Source organism: Tardiphaga sp. vice304, assembly GCF_007018905.1.
Taxonomy (GTDB): Bacteria; Pseudomonadota; Alphaproteobacteria; order Rhizobiales; family Xanthobacteraceae; genus Tardiphaga.
The window spans coordinates 4,524,962-4,542,294 of sequence record NZ_CP041402.1; the positions used below are offsets into that span (position 1 = coordinate 4,524,962).

16 protein-coding genes and 3 pseudogenes are annotated in these 17,333 nt (G+C 51.0%); 11 read left to right on the forward strand and 8 right to left on the reverse strand.

The features are described 5' to 3' along the window. Positions 1–74: 74 nt before the first annotated feature. Together FNL56_RS21550 and FNL56_RS21555 are read right to left on the reverse strand one after the other, a co-directional pair. Positions 75–350, reverse strand: coding sequence for a hypothetical protein (locus FNL56_RS21550; protein ID WP_143582360.1), 276 nt, complete (start codon positions 348–350; stop codon positions 75–77). A gap of 97 nt (positions 351–447) precedes the next feature. Further along, positions 448–678: a helix-turn-helix transcriptional regulator gene (locus FNL56_RS21555; RefSeq protein WP_143582361.1), complete on the reverse strand. Its 231-nt coding sequence runs from the start codon at positions 676–678 to the stop codon at positions 448–450. Between the two features lie 733 nt (positions 679–1,411). Here FNL56_RS21555 and FNL56_RS21560 point away from each other — a divergent pair. From FNL56_RS21560 to FNL56_RS21595, 8 genes and pseudogenes are all read left to right on the forward strand, one after another. Further along, complete coding sequence (locus tag FNL56_RS21560; protein WP_143582362.1) at positions 1,412–2,050, forward strand: hypothetical protein; 639 nt, start codon at positions 1,412–1,414, stop codon at positions 2,048–2,050. Positions 2,051–2,130: 80 nt separating this feature from the next. Next, entirely contained in the window at positions 2,131–2,361 is a 231-nt protein-coding gene (locus tag FNL56_RS21565; RefSeq protein ID WP_143582363.1) for a helix-turn-helix domain-containing protein, read from the forward strand. Between the two features lie 257 nt (positions 2,362–2,618). After that, a complete protein-coding gene (locus FNL56_RS21570) occupies positions 2,619–5,123 on the forward strand; it encodes a DEAD/DEAH box helicase family protein (RefSeq protein WP_143582364.1) in 2,505 nt (834 codons plus the stop codon). Positions 5,124–5,640: 517 nt separating this feature from the next. Further along, the gene (locus FNL56_RS21575; RefSeq protein WP_143582365.1) at positions 5,641–7,668 is read left to right on the forward strand and encodes a hypothetical protein; all 2,028 of its coding nucleotides are present in this window, start codon (positions 5,641–5,643) and stop codon (positions 7,666–7,668) included. Positions 7,669–7,746: 78 nt separating this feature from the next. Further along, positions 7,747–8,121 (forward strand): hypothetical protein, encoded by a 375-nt coding sequence (locus tag FNL56_RS21580; RefSeq protein ID WP_143582366.1) that lies wholly within the window; start codon positions 7,747–7,749, stop codon positions 8,119–8,121. A 668-nt stretch (positions 8,122–8,789) separates the two neighbouring features. Then, positions 8,790–9,155 (forward strand): hypothetical protein, encoded by a 366-nt coding sequence (locus tag FNL56_RS21585; RefSeq protein WP_143582367.1) that lies wholly within the window; start codon positions 8,790–8,792, stop codon positions 9,153–9,155. Between the two features lie 386 nt (positions 9,156–9,541). Beyond that, positions 9,542–10,759, forward strand: coding sequence for a phospholipase D-like domain-containing protein (locus tag FNL56_RS21590; protein ID WP_143582368.1), 1,218 nt, complete (start codon positions 9,542–9,544; stop codon positions 10,757–10,759). 206 nt (positions 10,760–10,965) lie between these two features. Further along, positions 10,966–11,286 (forward strand): annotated as a pseudogene (locus FNL56_RS21595) (recombinase family protein); the annotation flags it as partial. Between the two features lie 13 nt (positions 11,287–11,299). Here FNL56_RS21595 and FNL56_RS21600 read toward each other — a convergent pair. Beyond that, positions 11,300–12,003 (reverse strand): IS5 family transposase gene (locus tag FNL56_RS21600; protein ID WP_441351309.1). Its coding sequence is split into 2 segments (ribosomal slippage): positions 11,300–11,719 and positions 11,722–12,003, totalling 702 coding nucleotides; the frame shifts between segments, so codons are not numbered across the junction. Here FNL56_RS21600 and FNL56_RS28505 point away from each other — a divergent pair. Further along, a complete protein-coding gene (locus FNL56_RS28505) occupies positions 11,935–12,081 on the forward strand; it encodes a hypothetical protein (protein ID WP_246661574.1) in 147 nt (48 codons plus the stop codon). The two genes, FNL56_RS21600 and FNL56_RS28505, sit on opposite strands and share 69 nt — an antisense overlap. Positions 12,082–12,126: 45 nt before the next feature. After that, a pseudogene (locus tag FNL56_RS21605) lies at positions 12,127–12,345 on the forward strand (helix-turn-helix domain-containing protein); the annotation flags it as partial. A 187-nt stretch (positions 12,346–12,532) separates the two neighbouring features. Here the strand turns inward: FNL56_RS21605 and FNL56_RS21610 are convergent. The 3 genes from FNL56_RS21610 to FNL56_RS21620 form a co-directional block, all read right to left on the reverse strand. Beyond that, positions 12,533–12,898, reverse strand: a complete 366-nt coding sequence (locus FNL56_RS21610; protein ID WP_143582369.1) for a hypothetical protein — start codon at positions 12,896–12,898, stop codon at positions 12,533–12,535. Positions 12,899–12,934: 36 nt separating this feature from the next. After that, complete coding sequence (locus tag FNL56_RS21615; protein ID WP_143582370.1) at positions 12,935–13,306, reverse strand: glyoxalase; 372 nt, start codon at positions 13,304–13,306, stop codon at positions 12,935–12,937. A gap of 221 nt (positions 13,307–13,527) precedes the next feature. Then, the gene (locus tag FNL56_RS21620) at positions 13,528–14,049 is read right to left on the reverse strand and encodes a GGDEF domain-containing protein (protein ID WP_246661669.1); all 522 of its coding nucleotides are present in this window, start codon (positions 14,047–14,049) and stop codon (positions 13,528–13,530) included. Between the two features lie 1,189 nt (positions 14,050–15,238). Here FNL56_RS21620 and FNL56_RS21625 point away from each other — a divergent pair. Next, a pseudogene (locus FNL56_RS21625) lies at positions 15,239–15,819 on the forward strand (recombinase family protein). A 107-nt stretch (positions 15,820–15,926) separates the two neighbouring features. Here the strand turns inward: FNL56_RS21625 and FNL56_RS21630 are convergent. Beyond that, on the reverse strand, positions 15,927–16,619 hold the full coding sequence (locus FNL56_RS21630; protein WP_143582372.1) for a DUF1236 domain-containing protein: 693 nt from the start codon (positions 16,617–16,619) through the stop codon (positions 15,927–15,929). A 210-nt stretch (positions 16,620–16,829) separates the two neighbouring features. Then, a complete protein-coding gene (locus FNL56_RS27850; protein WP_168204693.1) occupies positions 16,830–17,039 on the reverse strand; it encodes a tyrosine-type recombinase/integrase in 210 nt (69 codons plus the stop codon). Positions 17,040–17,333: the final 294 nt, after the last annotated feature.

Genomic DNA, 17,333 nt, shown 5'->3' on the forward strand with positions numbered 1-17,333 from the left:
TCGAACCCCATATTGAATAAGGCCCGCCGCTTCGGCGACAGGCCTGTTAGCCGGATAGAAGTGGCGACTGATAGTTAGCTGCGGTAAGTCGCTCGGCCTTCGACGGTCAGCGCTACCTCTGAAACCAGCGGCATTGCGGTCGCGGTCTCGATCAGGTTTGCCAGAGAAGGCCAGGATTCCCGGTGGTCGGTGCGGTGACCGAGCAGGAAGGCGCGTGTTGCGATTTCTTCGCCGTGCAGGGTGACGCGCGCAGGCAACGGCTCGCTCTTCCGATGGCGCTGACAAAGCGCTTCAAGGATAAGGTCGCTGCGGTCGGTGATCTCAGCGCGTTCGTACATTTGGGTAGACATGGTGTTGGTCCTCTTCTGCCCGATCGCGGGCATCAAAAAAAACCCTCACAGCGGATGCTGGAGGGCGGCGATAGATCAGGTGTTTAGTTGTCGGCGGTCAGGCTGCGGCGTTTGCGTCCTGTTCGAGCTTGGCGACGAACACGCGCCACGTTGACAGCTTCCATCGGCGAGCGCCGGGGCCAACCTTGAAGCTCTTCGGAATGTTGCCGAGCGCTTCGGCATTGTAGACAGCGGCGGGTGACCGGTACAAACCGGTTGATACGATGTATCGCGCATCAATTAGCCGATCCTCTTCTGGCACTTGGTGAGGCGTGCACTTGTTGGGCATAGTCAGTTCTCCGGATTGGCCTACGGGCCGGCAGATGGCTTCCGTCAGGCGAAGGGTACAGGCGCGCGTCGTCGCCCTGCACGGTGGTGCCGGGTGATGTAGTCGCCAAAGATGAAGGGGTGATTTGAAACGGAGGATCAGGTACCGACCCAATTATCGCGTATGGGGTAGATAGGGTCTTAACGTAGTCAGATCAAGAAGGCCTCTTTTGGAAGATAATTCCTATTTAGGTAATATTATGCTATAAAATAGAATTTAATTCTACTAACGGAATAAGAGTTCAGAATAGCATAAATCTTCGCAATTAAATTACGCGACTATTTCATTTCACTCCCTCCCCAAAGTGCCGTTTGTCCTGCCGGTCAGCCCCGAGCCTGCAAGCCTGCACGCCGGGACAGCCAACCGTGCCAGCGCCGCGAGCAAGTCCCTGCCTGCCAGTGCCCCGGCGTTCCCGAACAGCACCCAGCGGCCCGCGCAGCCGGTTTGACGGTGTGACAGGGTCGCAAAAAGCATAGGGAAAGGGTGGGAGTTTTAGGCCCGATGACGGGGGCTTAAAAGTGTCAAACCCAGTTCTAAGTAACTGATTTTGAAACTGAACTAGTAATTAGCTTCGATTCCGCTAGGGAGCACCAATCTTTTCAATGGCTTGGCCGTTGAATTCGATCTTCCGTCAAATAACCATCGAATAAGCACTGGCGGACGGTGACGGCTTGCTGCGGACGTGATTGGCAATATGCCGAAAGTTTTGACACGCAGCGATGTCGAACACATCGCCCGAGCGATCACAAGCCGACCAATGCGTCTGCGTAAAAACCTCTTTCCCAAGGTCGACATTTCGACGCTTGAGCACGAACTGAATATCGCAGTTCGAAAAGCTCAGGGTGTCTTTCTAAACAGTCCCGCAACAGCGGCTAGAAGTGCGGTGTCTTTACGGAGCGCACTCTTACGCACTCGTCAGATCATCAGTTCGGCAGAGGTAATGACCCTCCTTCGATTGCAGAATAAGATTTCTATGCCGACCATCTCTTTAGGTCAGGCAAGTGTTGTGCAACTCGATGCCGATACCCTTCAAGCGGTTGTCATTTCAGCCTCGGATTGGTTGGCCAAGAATTTCCCTGAAGAACTAGCCATCAACATTCCACGTGCCAACATTATAGAGCGCCTTATCACAAAAATTCTGCCCGACCTTTATATCAAGCACTTCAAACAGAGTTCGTGTCCAAATACGGTCACGGGCGTCGCTACAGAATTTATTGAGCTAGTACTCAAAAAGGCAAACATCACCAATAAAAATGGCGAGATATTCACGCCAGAGGCGATTGTTCAGCGTCGAAAAAGAATTGTTTTGAAAAAAACTAAAAGAACAGCGTGAGGATTTTTCCTGCGGTTGTCCGCATTTGAAGCATCCCGCAACCGCTATACGCTTGTCCAGTATCAACCTGGACCTACCAAATGAACGCATCGAAAAAAGCCTATAACATCAAAGAATTCTGCAAATGCTTCAGCATTGGCCGATCAAAAACTTACGCCGAGATAAAAGCTGGTCGGCTGCGAGCGATAAAGATTGGTCGAAGGACTTTGATCACCTTGGCCGATGCGGAAGAGTGGCTGTTCTGCTTGCCGTCTTCAACCCAAGCGCATGCGAGAATTCGTCGATCTGCTGAAGCAGCACCGGCGCCCTGATCAAATCAGCAGATCGTTTTCACGACATGTCATTAAAAGACCAAGCCTGACCCGGGACTACTGCGCAAATGCCAGGCACCCCAAAAGGGGCGATCATTCTTCTGCCGCCATAACATCGGCAAAACCATTGTTTCGCTCTCGCAGCCACTATCGTCACAGCGGCATCTGATACTAAGAACAAATACAACCTCACACCTAAACCGCCGATGAGCATTTCTGCCAGGAATTTATCGTGCTTATAAAAAAGGATACCCACCGTGTATGAAATTCTATGTTGCCCGGCCCCCTGTAGCTCAGGAAAGACACGTGCTTTGGTAAGGCGTGGTTCCAGAATTGCGCTGGCCAATCAAATTGCTTTGATCGTACAACCGACAACCGAGCTAATTTCTAAAACCGTTTCAGAAGAGATAGGAAAGCTTGAAAAGAAACCGATGTATGCATCGATTCACAGCACTTCGTCGAATTCTAACCTGAGTGTCGGTCATCAAATAGCTGATCACTTGAGAGACTTTTCAGATGAAGGCCAAATTATTTTTGCAACACACCAAGCTCTGGAACACGTCCCGTATTGGTCGAGCAAGAAGGACGTGCACCTACTCATCGATGAAGAGTTCGAGGCCGTCCGATGCGATCTGCATGATCTTCCCGAAACTCACCACATTCTGACAGACAAACTAGTCTTGGTACCTCACAACACGGTGTACTCCCGTGTAGCCCCTCGTGACATGGAAGTGCTGCGCAGGATGGCGAAAAATAGCCAGCAAGACGAAATTCTAAACGCTCTTAGAAAAACTATCAATCTTCTGGCGAGCGATCACTGGAGCACGTTTGTTAACACCGAACAGTACTATCGACTTCTCGCTCGGGATAGCGAGGTGTCACTGACTTTCCATTCTGTTCTGGAGCCATCTTTTCTTGCGGGTTTTGCCAGTGTCTTCATGGCGTCCGCAAATTTTCAAGACACAGCGATCTACAGGCTCTGGTCCGACAAAGGTGTTAAGTTTATTGACGACAATGAATTTTCTTCAGAGCTTCGATTCACGAAGCATGAGAACGGACCATCGATGACCATATATTATGTCACAAACAAAGATTGGTCTAAAAAATATGGCAGGGAGACTGTGGGGGGTGCCATGGTTATTGACCGCCTGATGACAGCGGCGAAAACGCAGTTCGGTGAACGTCCGTTTTTGTGGCAGGCTAACAAAAGCTTCAAAGAGGAGCCCTTCGGAACAAATGCCCATCGCCTGCCTAACAAGCCTCATGGGCTTAATTCGTATTCCCATATAAGCAACATCTTGTTTGCGTCCGCTTTAAACCCGCCCCCGGACCATTGCCGATTTCTTGAAAGTCATGGCCTGTCTCGGTCAGACGTTCGCCGCATGATCTATTTCTCGGCTGCGTACCAGGCGGTGATGCGGACCTCGGCACGATCATTGGGGTCAACCGAGCCTATAACAGTTATTGTCCCTGATCTGGGCTTGGCCGAATATCTTGCTGATCTGTTCCCTGGAGCGACGGTGTCCTGGCTGGATGCTGGGTTGCCCAAGGAGCATGTTAGGAGGACCGGTGGCCGTCCTAAGAAGCATTCCTCCCATGCTGAGCGGGGCCGTACTCAGCGTCGTGAGGCGAAGCAGAAGAAGCTTGATGAGTATAATGATCTCCTTTCTCGTTATCCGCAGCACAATCGTGAGGGAAGTTGCGATCCTGATAAAGAGGACTACCGTGTAGATTGTACTATAGAATCTATTACCCCAAACTGCATGGGAGTCTTTAATGGATCAATATTTACTAAGAAAAACCAGAAGGAATCAGACGGGTATCTGAAGACATCCTGCATTGATTCATTTGTAGTAACCCAATGGGGATTCCACCAAGACTCATGTCCAAAAAGTAAGAACCTTCTGATTTCGCCAAGCCTATATGATCCGTCTTTGGCTCAGGCAACCTCCAGAGGCTATGCAAATATCGCTTGCTGCCGTCATATCTGGCTTGATTTTGAGAATGGTGATTTGCGACCAGAAGCATTTGCAGCTTTGTTTCCATCGATCAAGATGATTATCACGAACACTGACGGGCACACCAATGAGAAGCCTCGGTTCCGTGCGATCATTCTAACCAGTACCGTTATGACGCCTGCGGTGTATGACACCATCATGGGTGATATCAGATGGAAGCTGACGGAAGCTGGCTATTCCGTGGGCAAGCAGGGGAAGGGATCAAATAAACCAAAGTCCGGCCTCGACACCTCGAAATGCACGCCAACAAGCCTCTTCGCTTTGCCTGCACAGGCCCAGTTAGCAAGCGAAAGCTTTTTTACATACTATGAGGATGGCCGGGAAGTCCTCGACCCCAAGACCTGGTTCATGCACTCGATCAGTCCGGCCGATAACGATTATGAAGATCAAGTTGTCAATGACGGCCATCCTAGAGGGGTTGTTCAAGAACTTGTCGAAGCGGCCATCTCTGAGTGGCGGTCAACGTCGGATGGGAAGGGTAACGATGGTTTCTATCGGCTTGGTCTCAAGTTGCAAAAAGCAGGGCTAAGCATTCGAGAAATTAAGGTGCATCTCGTCCACAACGCTACGTTTGCGCACTCGAAGCGGGATCGTCTCCGGCAAATTCCTTCGATTATGAAAAGCCTCCAACGGGGGTACAATGGAGTTCGGGATGTGTCCTGTGGCTTCGACGATAGGTCAGACCAGCATCTGGCGGCGAAATATCAGATCACGAGCACGCCATCTGACGACGCTTCTCCGTAGTGATTCTACGAAACGGGGACCTATTAGGAGGAGGTCTCCATTCATTTGGAGGTTGGGGAAGTCCGTCTGGTCATGGCATTGCACCGTGGCAGACGGCTTCCTTCAGCGGAGGAGAACGCCTGCCATCGGTTGGGTTAGAGATGACTTGGATCGGGACAGGCTTTCCGAGCAAGCTGCAAAGGGCAATGGCAGACAGCTTGGGCCTTATCAGGCCGCTAAAATGAACCCATACGGTGGCTGGCTGTCAAATGAGGGTTGTTGGGCCTGAACCGCTTTTAAACCCGCTGGCGGGCTTCTGCGGGGCTCACAGGACCGTCCCAGGCTGCATTAAAATCGAACAAAAGGAATGTAGCCCGTTGTTGCGAATCCATCTAACCGGACGACGTAAAATCCCTGGCTCATTTAGGCTTCGAAAAGCAGTCGGCGGCTCGGGTTCCTCGAGACCGCAGTCAAGCGTTGACGTGAGACGGTATATTTGCCCTAATCCAATTTTCGCCACATTTTAAAGGTGCGGGGCGTGATCGTAAGCAGCCATCCCAAAATCGGATATTCCGCACTTTTAGTGATTTGTTTCGCCCTTCTGTTCGCTCTACAGTTTTTGACGGTCGGTTCGCACTCCGAAGAAATTCAAGAAAACGTGCGCCGTGTACCGACACCTTCGACAGTAGCTGCATTCGCCGATACAGACATGTTCTTCTCTAAAGAGCTGACCGGATGGTCTGGTATGGGCTATCGCCAACGAGGGACGGCTGACCCGTCCTGTTCCGCAAGATCGACCAGCCCAGAAGGCTCAGAATTAATACTAGCGAAGGACCTGAAGGACGGAGAGTTCTTCCTCAAGATTAATAATTCTAACTGGCAACTTCGCCCTAAATCACAGGGATACGTAAGACTCGACCTTTTCCGGTCCAGCACGGGCATGGATTTCATATTAGCGGACAAACTTGTTTATGAGGCGTTCTCGGAGAGAGAAATCTTAATTCCAAACGTCGATTCGAAAATTATTGATGCGTTTTCGTCAACAGCAAGAATAGATTTTACCATGCCAACGGGAATGCGAACCCTAACGATGGTTCTCGCTAGCCCGACAATTGCGATGAAAATGCTTGCAGATTGCGTTGCAGATGCAAAGCATATCGAACTTTATTCTACAAATACACCGAGTGGAGTTCTTTCGTCGCAAAAAGATACTCGACCTAAGACCGACGCCATTTCCGATCGACTGATTTCTAAAGAAAAGGATGACAAAAAAACTTTGAGCGATGCAATGGTGGGCATTTGTAAAATATCGAATGGTGATCAGTATCTTTGCTCCAATCAGTCTGCAAACAGCTATTTTGTAAACAAATTTGACGGGTATTGGTTCGGGCGAGACAAAACGGTGCCCTCTTATGGCTCAAAACGAAAAGTTATTAGCTTTAGTAAAAATGCCATTGCGACGTGTCTTGGTAAACTCAAAGAATCGCCTGACGGGGACGGTTCGCTACTCATTGGCCCCCCAATGATTGATGGGGATCAGGAAAGCATATGCTTGATAACCAAGGCTGATGCTAGGGCTGTAACAACGATTTGTAAATTGGGTGAAAGGTGCATTGTAAACGGTTTCACCGGCGAGGAGTGTCAAGGCGAATGTGCCAATATCTCGTTGGTGATTGATGTTAAAGCAGATCTAACACCTGATACTCAGGTGAAGCCGGCTGACCTGACCCCAGTGCAATGCTTCGGCAATCTTAGAACAGAGAAGTCACCATATTTCTCGTTGACGCTTCTACAACGGGATGGCGGCGTAGCTTGTGTAGTTGACGATAAAAACGCAGACTCGTTGATTGCCAAAGAATGCCAGGTTGGCAGATTTTGCGTCATTACCGCTGCGACGGCCACCAATTGCCGAAGTGAGTCACCGACGCCGGAAGCAATTAAAGCGGGTTTTGTGCCGTTGAGTGGGTGCAAAATGCTTAGCGGCGTTACGGCAGCCCGAGGTGAGATCAAGACCGTTAAGCCGATCACTAAGGATAGCACGCTGGTTTTGGCGGATACTGCCTCGCCGAATGCAACCGACAGCAAAGCCGGTACGCCGTCTTTCGCCGAGACTGCAAACTTTATCCTGACCACTAATAAATCGTGGTCATCCGTGAATTTCGATGGTGTGTGGTCAACCAAGATCACCAACTACAACCAAGCAAAATGTTCCGTGGATATCGAAACGCACTTTGGGGTGTTCCTGATCGCCCAGGGGACGCTTAATTTAAACGGATTGAAGTCATGGAAGGGAACGCCCATGACGGTGTACGACGGTTCACGGAATCAGTTTCGGTATCGCTATGCTGCGTTCACAATAGAAAAAGATGGAAGTGTATTTAAGGGCAAATTTAAGCAAGCAAATTTCAAGGACGCTGCTTCTATGCTGATTTCGCAAACATTCGATTCTTGTAGCGATCGATGTTCATTTGCAGTTCCCAGCGACTCTGATTGGGCGAGAACCAAAAAAGCAGTTAATTACTTGTTCGAAAATTTTTGCGCACAAGGCAAGCCGGATCCATTTTGATAAGGATACTTGATTGGATGAATCGGCACACGTTGTCTATGTTATTAGCATACACGGGAAACGGTCGGGAAATGAAAAATGAAAAAAATTCTCTTAGTCGTTGCTGCCTTCAGCGTTCCGATGGGCTTTGCATGCGCAGAAACTTTCAACTATTCCTGCAAGGCATGCATATTTCCTAATAGCAGCGACGGATACGGATGCGATGATGTCGTCGATGGCAAGACGTATCCGCTTCGGGTGGATGATAGTAAAAATGTCCTAGAATGGAGAGGAAAGAAGTACAGCGTTTCCAACGCCAACGACCCCAATAAGGATGAAATTGTGTGTGCCAAAGCGGGATGGCACGCAGAAGGTAATGGAACGTCATTTACATTCTGTGCTGCGACGCAGGGATATGGGTCCATTCAGGACAAAAATGGCGACGTTAGGGTTCAATGTAATCTTAAAAGATGATGGGTGTTGACCTGATGCGGTTCGTCAAAGGGTCAGGCGATCAAAAGCATGTCGGACTGATCGAGACCTCCGCACTTTATTGGCGTTAAACCTTTTACCCAGTCGATAAACTCGAACGACAGTGTAGGGCAGGAGGCGCCTATTCTGAGTTGCGACGCAGAAGTTGAATCTAACTTGAAGCGGCAATGAGACCGCTAGAATGTTTGAGGGGATAGAATGAAACGCATCGTTATGATGGTGGCTGCATTAACAAGCATATCATGGTCCGCACATTCAGAGGACCGAGAAGTTCGCCCTGACAGAACAGTGATGGTCCAGGGCGGAACGGACCTAGACGGATGTCCGAGCACAGGCACTGTAATGGGGCTTGACCCTCATGGTGACGGGTTCCTGGCTGTGAAGTCCTTTCCGTCAATTCAAGCTAGCAGAATTGATAAGGTTTATAACGGACAGAACCTGTCGATTTGCGAACAGCAAGGTGACTGGTACGCAGTTGTCTATTCTAAGAGGCGTCAGGAGTGCAATGTAAACACGCCGTGGGCGAAAACGATGCCATACACGGGGCCGTGTGCATCTGGCTGGGTTCATAAGCGGTGGATCGGAAATCTTGCTGGATAGGCTCGGCCCAGCAACGAAGCAGGAAATTAAGCGGGTTATTTGGGTGGCAAATGACGTTATTCGATCTCGATTATCGCAGAAGCAAACGAAGGGTGTTTTGTTTGATCATTATTGCGGCGCTGATAAGCGCCGGTATCCATTCGTCAATCGAAGCGGACGCCAAGCAGTCGCTACGGCAGTCTTGCGTTGGTACTGTCGGCCTCGGTGAAGACGGATTGCAACTATTAGATATTCCGAAAAGCAGTTCGTCATGGTGTGACGCATCTTTTGATTTTGATAAAAGCTCTTCGCTCGCAAAACAAGTCTTGGCGACTTGCCCCATCAAGTCTCGATGTAACGTCGAAGGACTTTATGCGGGGCACGGGATGTTCTACTGGACGAAAATCATCTCGATACGGAAGATGCCAGGAACTTAATCCACAATAGGCGCAAGGTCCTCAGTCATCAGTTTGATCGCTCTTTCAATGTAGGGCAATGCTCAGTCATTAGTCAGGGGATAAATTTGGTGGATGAAAACGCCGTTCTTCGCCGAGTTCAATTTTTGCTGAGCTAAGCCGCTAGTGATGCTCCAGTCTGCGACCAATCTGTAAAAATGACGATACGTGTCATCTCGAATTGGGGGTCCTTTGGCCGGGATGTTTCTTCATTTCAAGCAGAAACTCTCTCAAAGCTAATGAGCAACGGCGCTTTAAATCTCAAAAATGAATTATCAGACGCAAAAAAGGTTGCTGGTGCGACGGTTGACGAGCTCTTCCGAAAGTTGCCATCATTTGGCGTCGCCGTTTACGTTGGGAAATAACAAATGCTCTTCGAATCGGATAATCTTCTACCCGAGCTTTCTAAAGTTCTATTGCAAGCGCAGCGTGTTGAAATCGCCGTTGCCTGGGTAAATAACTGTTCTGCGTTGGAACAGCTATGTGAGTTTGCAGAGCGTGCAGGAAAATTGAAAGTGATAGTCGGAATTTGGGGGAATGCTACACACCCTGCCGCTCTGCGAAAGCTTCAGAGGGCTGCCGAGCTTAGGATTGTGACAGGCACAAACTCTCTTTTTCACCCAAAGCTATATCTTTTTCACAAAGCAACAGAGTGTGAAGGGTGGATCGGAAGTGCTAATCTTACAAACGGCGGCTTTGAGCTAAATGAAGAACTAGTTATGAAATTTACCGATAAGGGAGATGCTGCGGGGTGGTTTAGTAAGTTATGGAATTCTCTGGAAAATTCAGAAGGCCAAGCCACAATTATCGATGAATACGAAAATGGATGGAAGCCGCCAGCCCCGCCTCCGCTCAGCAAGAAGGCCTATCATAAAGCCTTTCCATTCTCCGGCCTTTATGATTTAGCCGGTGGTATCACTAGTTGGTCTTCTTTTGAAAGCGCAATCGATGAAGCCGATGAGTATTGGGGAAATCACTGGGATATAGAACACCCTGTCACTGGTGAAGTTGGAAGCTGGTGCCATACGATCTCGCAAGGACATGCCGTGATCGTTCAACAAAGCTGGGACGATCTGTCGAAGACGGAACGACATCTTCTGCTGGGAAGGGGAGATTATCACGGACTACTCGGGTCAATGAAGGGGGCCGGTGTTGCGAACAACATCTTTGCCGAGAAAAGCCGTGCTAACATCGCAGTTCGAGCAACGATAAGACGGCACCTACAGTTGGTAATCGACTCGTCTGATGCAGATTTCGCCGGAGCTGCCGTCGAGTTTATTTCAGAACTTAATTCAATTGACGGATTCGGGGGAGCGTTAGCTACACGCTTTCTTGCACTTGCACGGCCAGATAGAGCTGTCTCTGTAAATGCAGGGTCACGACGATTGTTGGCTGAATTGTCCGGACTGCCGCCGACTGCTCTTTCGAATGCTCCAAATGGAAGAGGGAAAACATACCTCGATCTCTTAAGGTGGTTTGAAGAGCAATCGTGGTACTCGAACCCAATGCCGCAGGATAATAGAGGGCGTATGTTGGCGAGCTATCGAGCTGCGATCTTCGATGCTCTCGTGTACAAGGAACAGTAGTATCGAGCTGATCGATCAACACGAGCGAATATTCGCTTAACGTCCTGGCTACATGGCTTGAGCATAAATTCCTTTGTCGCAATTGGGTATACCGTTGCGAAGCACACGCATGAGACACAATTATTGTCTCAATAGGGTTTACTTATAGATTGCGAGACGTTACGACTCGATAGTCTAGTCTCTAATGAGACGCAACGAGGCCAATCGTGACAATTATCGGATACGCCCGTGTCAGCACCGGCGATCAGGACCTTTCGATCCAGTTGGCAGCCCTCAAGGCCGCAGGCTGCGAGGTCATCCGCTCCGAGAAACGCTCTGGGACGACCACCAAAGGCCGCCAGGAGCTAGAAACGGTCTTGGACTTCCTGCGAGCCGGTGACGTGCTGATCGTGACACGCATTGATCGGCTTGCCCGCTCGATTGGCGATTTGCAGGATATCGTCAGAGCCGTCAGAGCGAAGGGGGCATCACTGAAAGCTACAGAACAGCCAATCGACACCACAACAGCCGCCGGAAAAGCGTTTCTAGGGTCCGGACTCACTACAGCCACCAGATGACTGCGGCGGCGAGACTGATGGCTCCCATGAAGTTTTTGATGTTCCGATCGAAGCGGGTTGCGATGCGTCGCCAATCTTTGAAGCGGCAGAACATGCGCTCGACGACGTTGCGCTGCTTGTAGATCGCGCGGTCATATTCGTATTGGATCTTGCGGTTCTTGCGGGGCGGAATGACGGGCTCGGTGCCACGCTCGGCCAGCCATTCCCGCAGTGCCTGGCTATCGTACCCCTTGTCAGCGACGAGTTCCGCAGAGGGTGGCATCGCTCCGATGCAGAGCTGCGCGACCTTGCAATCGTGCACGTTTCCGGGCGTCAGGAGCAGGACGCAGGGGCGGCCCTTCTCGTCGCAGACGGCATGGAGCTTCGTGTTTCGTCCGCCTTTCGTGCGGCCGATACCATGAGCCAAGGCCCCCCTTTTCCGCCGCCCGCACAGCGGTGGACCTTGATACAACTGCTGTCGATGAACAGCCGGCCCGGCACATCTGCCGCTCCCGCCAACGCGCTGAATATGCCTTCCCAAATGCCGCGTTCTGACCAGCGGACGAACCGGTTATAGAGCGTTTTCTTCGGACCATAGACGTCGGCGCAATCGACCCAACGGCCGCCGCAGCGAAGGGCATGGACGATGCCACTCAGCACACGACGATCATCTACCCGGGGCTTACCGCGCACGTCGGTTGGAAGCAGCGGCTCGATCCGAGCCCACTGCGTATCGGAAAACCAAAAGAAATCCGCCATCTCATTGCCTCCTCGATGAGGCAGTGAATCACGAACGAACGATCATGGGAATCCAGTTATTGGGTCCGGACCCTAGACATGTTGGGCGTGTTTGCAGAATTCGAGACCAACTTACGGAAAGAACGCCAGATGGAGGGAATTGCCAAGGCGAAGGCTGAGGGCGTCTACAAGGGCAGAAAACCCAGCATTGATCGAGCAATGGTGCTCGAATTGAAGGGCCAGGGGTTGGGACCATCAGCGATTGCAAAGCATCTTAAGATCGGCCGAGCGTCCGTCTACCGGTTATTGTAAACTTTATCCCAGGCAAGGGAGACATCAAATGGATCATCCAGTGGTCGCAGCCAATGGTGATTCTGCCCACAAGAATCGATCGAACCAGTGCGATGCCCGGCGACGGATTGGTAAGGCTAGGCCGTACACACTTCCTCCCGGCGCAAGTTGCCATTGATGCGACGTATGAACTTTACAACGTCAATCGTCAGCCCCCCCTCCCCGGCTTTTCCCAACTAGTCGCTTTATACCTGCCACATGTTTTTACGAGATATTCAAGAATCATCGCTTGAACCGTTCCTGCGTAAAGGTGCGGCTGGCTCGAACCAAAATCTGAAAGCTCAGTAGCGAATTGTGTCGGCTTTAGATGTAGCCGTTCGACGCAAGACCGATAATACTCGTTCGTATCGTGACCTTCGTCCGTATCGTAATAAAATACGAACGAGTCAAACGCTCCTGCAATATAAGCTGCTCTAGCGTCTTCGCTTTGTGCAAGCCATGACTGGTATGAGAAGTAGTAAGAATTGGCAGGAAAAGAGATTAGAAGTCCCATTGAAAATGCGATTCTGAGCATGAAAATTCCCCAGAGGCAGTTTCTCAGATGAATCGTCTACCTTGCGTGGTCGATGGTCCTCTCGCATTGCAACTCGATCTTCATGCCTTCGGGGCCATAGACGAAGAACTGAGTGATGTTCGTGTCAATCAGTCCCGCTTCGGTGAAAGTATAACCCTGCCGTTGCGATTCGCCACGCTTCTTATCGGGGTCGCCACACGGGCCGAATGCGATGTGATCGACCCAGCCTAAGCCTCGCTCGCCAGTCTTCAGCCAGGTGTGGATGACCGCCCGGGAGTCTAAATATAACCAGTCGCCCGGCACTCCGAAGGAAGGCCGCCAACCAACTTTGACGCCGAGAAGGCCCATGAGAAAGTTCCGGGCTGCCGTCAGGTCGTAAGCGTGAATATTAACGTGATCCAGATGCATCGCTGTCGCTCCGGCGTTTCGTGCAGGCTATCGTAGAAAGAACGCTACCCAATATACCAGCGAATTAGCCAATACGCCTCATCCTTCGGGTCCCAGTTGATTACAATTTGGAAGGCAGCGGGCTGCGAGGTCACACCAGTAGTTCCAGCCCACATCCTATACTAACCGGTCGGTGCAGGCCAACGTGACGTTTCAACCATGCAGGAGTTCATGGGGATTTATTACGGTAGCGCCCAATGCGCTTTCGGTTCATCCCGCTCAGTTTCAAAAATATAGAACGTATCTCGGCCGTTCCCCTTTGACCGGTATAACGCCATGTCCACCCGTTTCATAAGCACGCTCGTGTCTGTCCCGTGGATGGGTGCCATCGAAATGCCCATGCTGCTTCCAATCGTCACCGACTGTCCTTGGATATGATAAGGTGCCCGTAGGGTCTCACCGAGGCTGCGAGCGAAGTTTGCGCAATTAACAGTATCGGACAGAATTGCTGCAAATTCGTCTCCACCAAGGCGGCTTACAAAATCGCCATCCGTGATACCGAGTCGGAGGCGGATTGCGACTTGTTTCAGCAATTCGTCCCCGGCAGGGTGGCCCATCGTGTCGTTGATGATCTTAAACCGATCAAGATCAATTAGCATGACTGCAAAACCTTGGCCCGTCTGTTCCAAGCGAGCCCGTCGAACTTCAAGGTGCTCGGTAAAAGAAAACCGATTTGTGAGGCCGGTCAGTGTGTCGTGTCTCACCAGGTGTGACAAAAGATTCTTTTCTGTTAGTGTACTTCTTCATGAGAATCCGGGTCGCTTGAAAAACTGCGTGAGCTTTGTCGCCGTCATAGAGTCCGAATAGACCTGCGTTAGACCCGTCCCGGGTAGCAAGCGAATCAAGTGTTGCGAAGTTCCCGATGGCAAAAGCTGAAAAGTCTTCGCCTACGGTTTCGGCTTCGTGCTTCCACTGCTCTTTGATATTGCGCCACGAGTGGCTTGAATGAGTTATTGGTACTAGTCGCACTGTGATTCCCCAGAATTCAACCAATTTTCTTTGTATCTTTCACGGCACTTACCTGAAGGTGCGCCTTCCTTCTTTTTGGTAGAAAATTAGCGTCCCCTCCAGAGAGCAAGGGGGAATAGACCGAGGCAGCCGTCTTGGAAATGCCGCCTCTGCATCAAGCGGATGTGGATAATGGTCATGTCGGGAGATCGTTCCCGGCCCCCTCAGGCCCTCCGAGAGGCGTCGATTTACCGGCTGTTGCAACCGCAGCCGAAAACCAGGAAGACGCTGCTAAATCGCATTGGGTCCCTTGACGAAAGTGGACCACTTTTCGTTTCCGGATCGTGTCTGCGGCCTCTACGCCTCGCTGACCATTTCGGCGCAAAAAGAGTTCACACCTTCTCCCCTTTGATAAGGAAGCGTCCTAAGTGATAAATCGGGCCGAAGGCTTATCGGTGGGCGGGGGTATCCGCATCAGATAATATTGGATGCGCCCTGGCAGCGCCATTTGGGGAAAGACTTGAAAGACCGGGGCAAGGTCGGGTGCCGGAAAGCATTTTCAAGAAGGCAGTAAGACCGAAATTCTCAATAGACAGCTTCATTCGAAAGGATTAGCATTTTCTCGATTACGATTTTATGCGGTCAAGGCTTCGTAGTGCTCTCATTTTCTGTGGGGTAGCGTTATGTCCGGGCCATCAGTCGATTTCCCAACTCCGATCATTCTTCGTTGTCCGGTTTGCGATACGCAGTTTAATTTTCTCATATCCCTTCGGACAAGAAGAGACAAGCATCTAGTGTTTGACTGCTCGCAGTGTCATCAGTCAACCCGGCTGGGGTATTTCAGTGATCCGATGAAGTCACCAACCGCAAATTGGGCGAATAGCAATCTTCACCCTCCAAGGTAGGTCGTTCACGCAATACGACGGAAGCTGCTATTAGCGAGCTATTCAGGCCGAAGCTGCTGGCTTCAATATAGACCGTGTCCTTTCGGACCATGGCATATCATGCGTCAGCACCAAGCTGGCTGATCGACCCGAAGGAAAACGATTATTCGACATGCTGCGTAGCGGCGACAAGCTCGTCGTGCGTTGGGTTGATCGACTCGGACGAAACTACAGTGATGTCTGCGACGCCATCCGAGAGTTCATGCGACGGGGCGTAATCATTCGGACGGTCATAAATAACATGACTTTCAATGGCGCTACATCCGACCCGATGCAGATGGCATTCCGGACGCCCTGATCGGCTTTATGGCTGCCACGGCTCAGGCCAACGCCGAGGCGACGAAGGAGGCACAGCGCAGCGGCATTGAGCACGCCCGAATGGATGACTCGGAAACGAAATATCGAGGCCGCAAACCCAGCCTCACTTCTCAACAGCTAACAGCGACCTGCAACATGCTCGATCTGTCTGTTGGCGTCAGCGAGATTGCAGCCAATACAGGATTAAGCCGACAGGCCATCTATCGAATTAGTGATAACCGGGCAGCCGCTGAAGCTGCTTTGGCAAATTGGCGCATCCGATGAAATGTCAATTGATACGCTTCTCAAGAAAATCCTGGCTACCATTGGGCAGAACTTGGCGATGCACTCCGAAAAAAAGAGGGTAGCTTTCGCCACCCTCTTTTTCGATTTTAATTCTCGATAATGTAGACGATCTCATGGGTTTGCGGACGAACAATAATGTATCGGCCACGCACTAGAATGAAATCGTATCCACGCCATTCAGGATAAATCGTGATGATGCGAGTCGGAAGAGGATGAAACTGCACGGTCGCTGGAATCGTGGCGCCAACGGAAATGTTGAAGTTCACATTGGTAACTTCAGTCACCTTCTCCTGCTTGATAGCAGAGGAGATTTCAGTTCGCTTCTCCGCAGGTGGTGCAGCACCTGCTGACTTTGTATCCGCCGCCTGTGGCTTCGCTTCGCCAGATTTGGTGTCGGCTGAAGACTTTGGCGCTCCGGCTTTTTGATCGGCAGCGGAGGGTTTAGGTTCAGTCGCTGGTGCCTTGGTTTCTGCAGCACCAGGCGCTGGTGCCTTGGTATCCGCCGCACTCTTAGGCGCATCGGACTTCATACTCTCGGACTTCGGAGCCATCTTATCGGCTGGGGCACCTTTCATGCCCGCCGCTGGGGTGTCCTTTGAAGTAGTTGGGGCAGACTTTTCGGCCGGGGCCATTTTTTCAGCAGGGGCTGCCGGAGGTGGCGATTGAGACGAGGCGGGAGCCGTCGTCGTACCGCCTGGACTTGGACTGGTACCCTGGGCAACAGCCATTCCTGTGCTCGCTAATACGATAGCTGTAGAGATTAAGTAGATATTCCTCATGGCAGTTCTCCCTGTTAAACTCTCGTGATAACCCTTTTGACTTCGCTGGGTTCCACAAGACAGAGGATGAATGCTCAACGCCTGACAGGCGACACCGCAATCATGGTTTCGGGACGAAAGGTCGCAGTTCAGCATTCCCGTGGTTTTGTTCTCAGGCAGATCGAAATTTTACAACATTCGCACCAGTGACGACGTCGGCCCAGTAGACCATCATGCCCGACGTTCGGCCAGATACAGAGCACGGTTGTAAGCAGCACGAACCTTTTTCCTCTCCTCGTGCGCTAACTGCTTCTCTATAAGATCAGGCCGAATCCTGGCCTCGTTGAGAGTTGTGGATGCCAGTGCCCGGAAGCCGTGGACTGTCGCTCGCCCGTGATATCCCATGCGGTACATCACATACAGCATCGTATTATTGCTCATGTGTCCGTCCTTCCCAGGCGACGGAAACAGAAATGCGCTATTTTCCGACCCGGGCAGCAATCGTAACTCGTGCAGCAAGGCTAAAACCTACGGCGCAAGCGGCACAAGGTGCTTAGTCGATTATCCGTGAGCGGCTCGCTCTTGCTTCTGAGGTATTCGCTGGAGATACGCCTAAATACGTCACGAATCGTCATGGTCACCACCGCCCGAAAACAGTTTTAATCTAACGATTATATAAACTGCTTCAAAATGGGCGGCTGTCTGCGCTTGCATAGCATCATAAGATCGGCCGTG

What these genes read in the sequence shown, in the direction of transcription:
- FNL56_RS21555 (WP_143582361.1), bottom strand. Translation starts at nt 678, where the DNA reads ATGCCCAACAAGTGCACGCCTCACCAAGTGCCAGAAGAGGATCGGCTA.
- FNL56_RS21630 (WP_143582372.1), bottom strand. Translation starts at nt 16,619, where the DNA reads ATGAGGAATATCTACTTAATCTCTACAGCTATCGTATTAGCGAGCACA.
- FNL56_RS21565 (WP_143582363.1), top strand. Translation starts at nt 2,131, where the DNA reads ATGAACGCATCGAAAAAAGCCTATAACATCAAAGAATTCTGCAAATGC.
- FNL56_RS28505 (WP_246661574.1), top strand. Translation starts at nt 11,935, where the DNA reads ATGGACGATGCCACTCAGCACACGACGATCATCTACCCGGGGCTTACC.
- FNL56_RS21560 (WP_143582362.1), top strand. Translation starts at nt 1,412, where the DNA reads ATGCCGAAAGTTTTGACACGCAGCGATGTCGAACACATCGCCCGAGCG.
- FNL56_RS21615 (WP_143582370.1), bottom strand. Translation starts at nt 13,306, where the DNA reads ATGCATCTGGATCACGTTAATATTCACGCTTACGACCTGACGGCAGCC.
- FNL56_RS21550 (WP_143582360.1), bottom strand. Translation starts at nt 350, where the DNA reads ATGTCTACCCAAATGTACGAACGCGCTGAGATCACCGACCGCAGCGAC.
- FNL56_RS21590 (WP_143582368.1), top strand. Translation starts at nt 9,542, where the DNA reads ATGCTCTTCGAATCGGATAATCTTCTACCCGAGCTTTCTAAAGTTCTA.
- FNL56_RS21610 (WP_143582369.1), bottom strand. Translation starts at nt 12,898, where the DNA reads ATGCTCAGAATCGCATTTTCAATGGGACTTCTAATCTCTTTTCCTGCC.
- FNL56_RS21585 (WP_143582367.1), top strand. Translation starts at nt 8,790, where the DNA reads ATGACGTTATTCGATCTCGATTATCGCAGAAGCAAACGAAGGGTGTTT.
- FNL56_RS21580 (WP_143582366.1), top strand. Translation starts at nt 7,747, where the DNA reads ATGAAAAAAATTCTCTTAGTCGTTGCTGCCTTCAGCGTTCCGATGGGC.
- FNL56_RS27850 (WP_168204693.1), bottom strand. Translation starts at nt 17,039, where the DNA reads ATGAGCAATAATACGATGCTGTATGTGATGTACCGCATGGGATATCAC.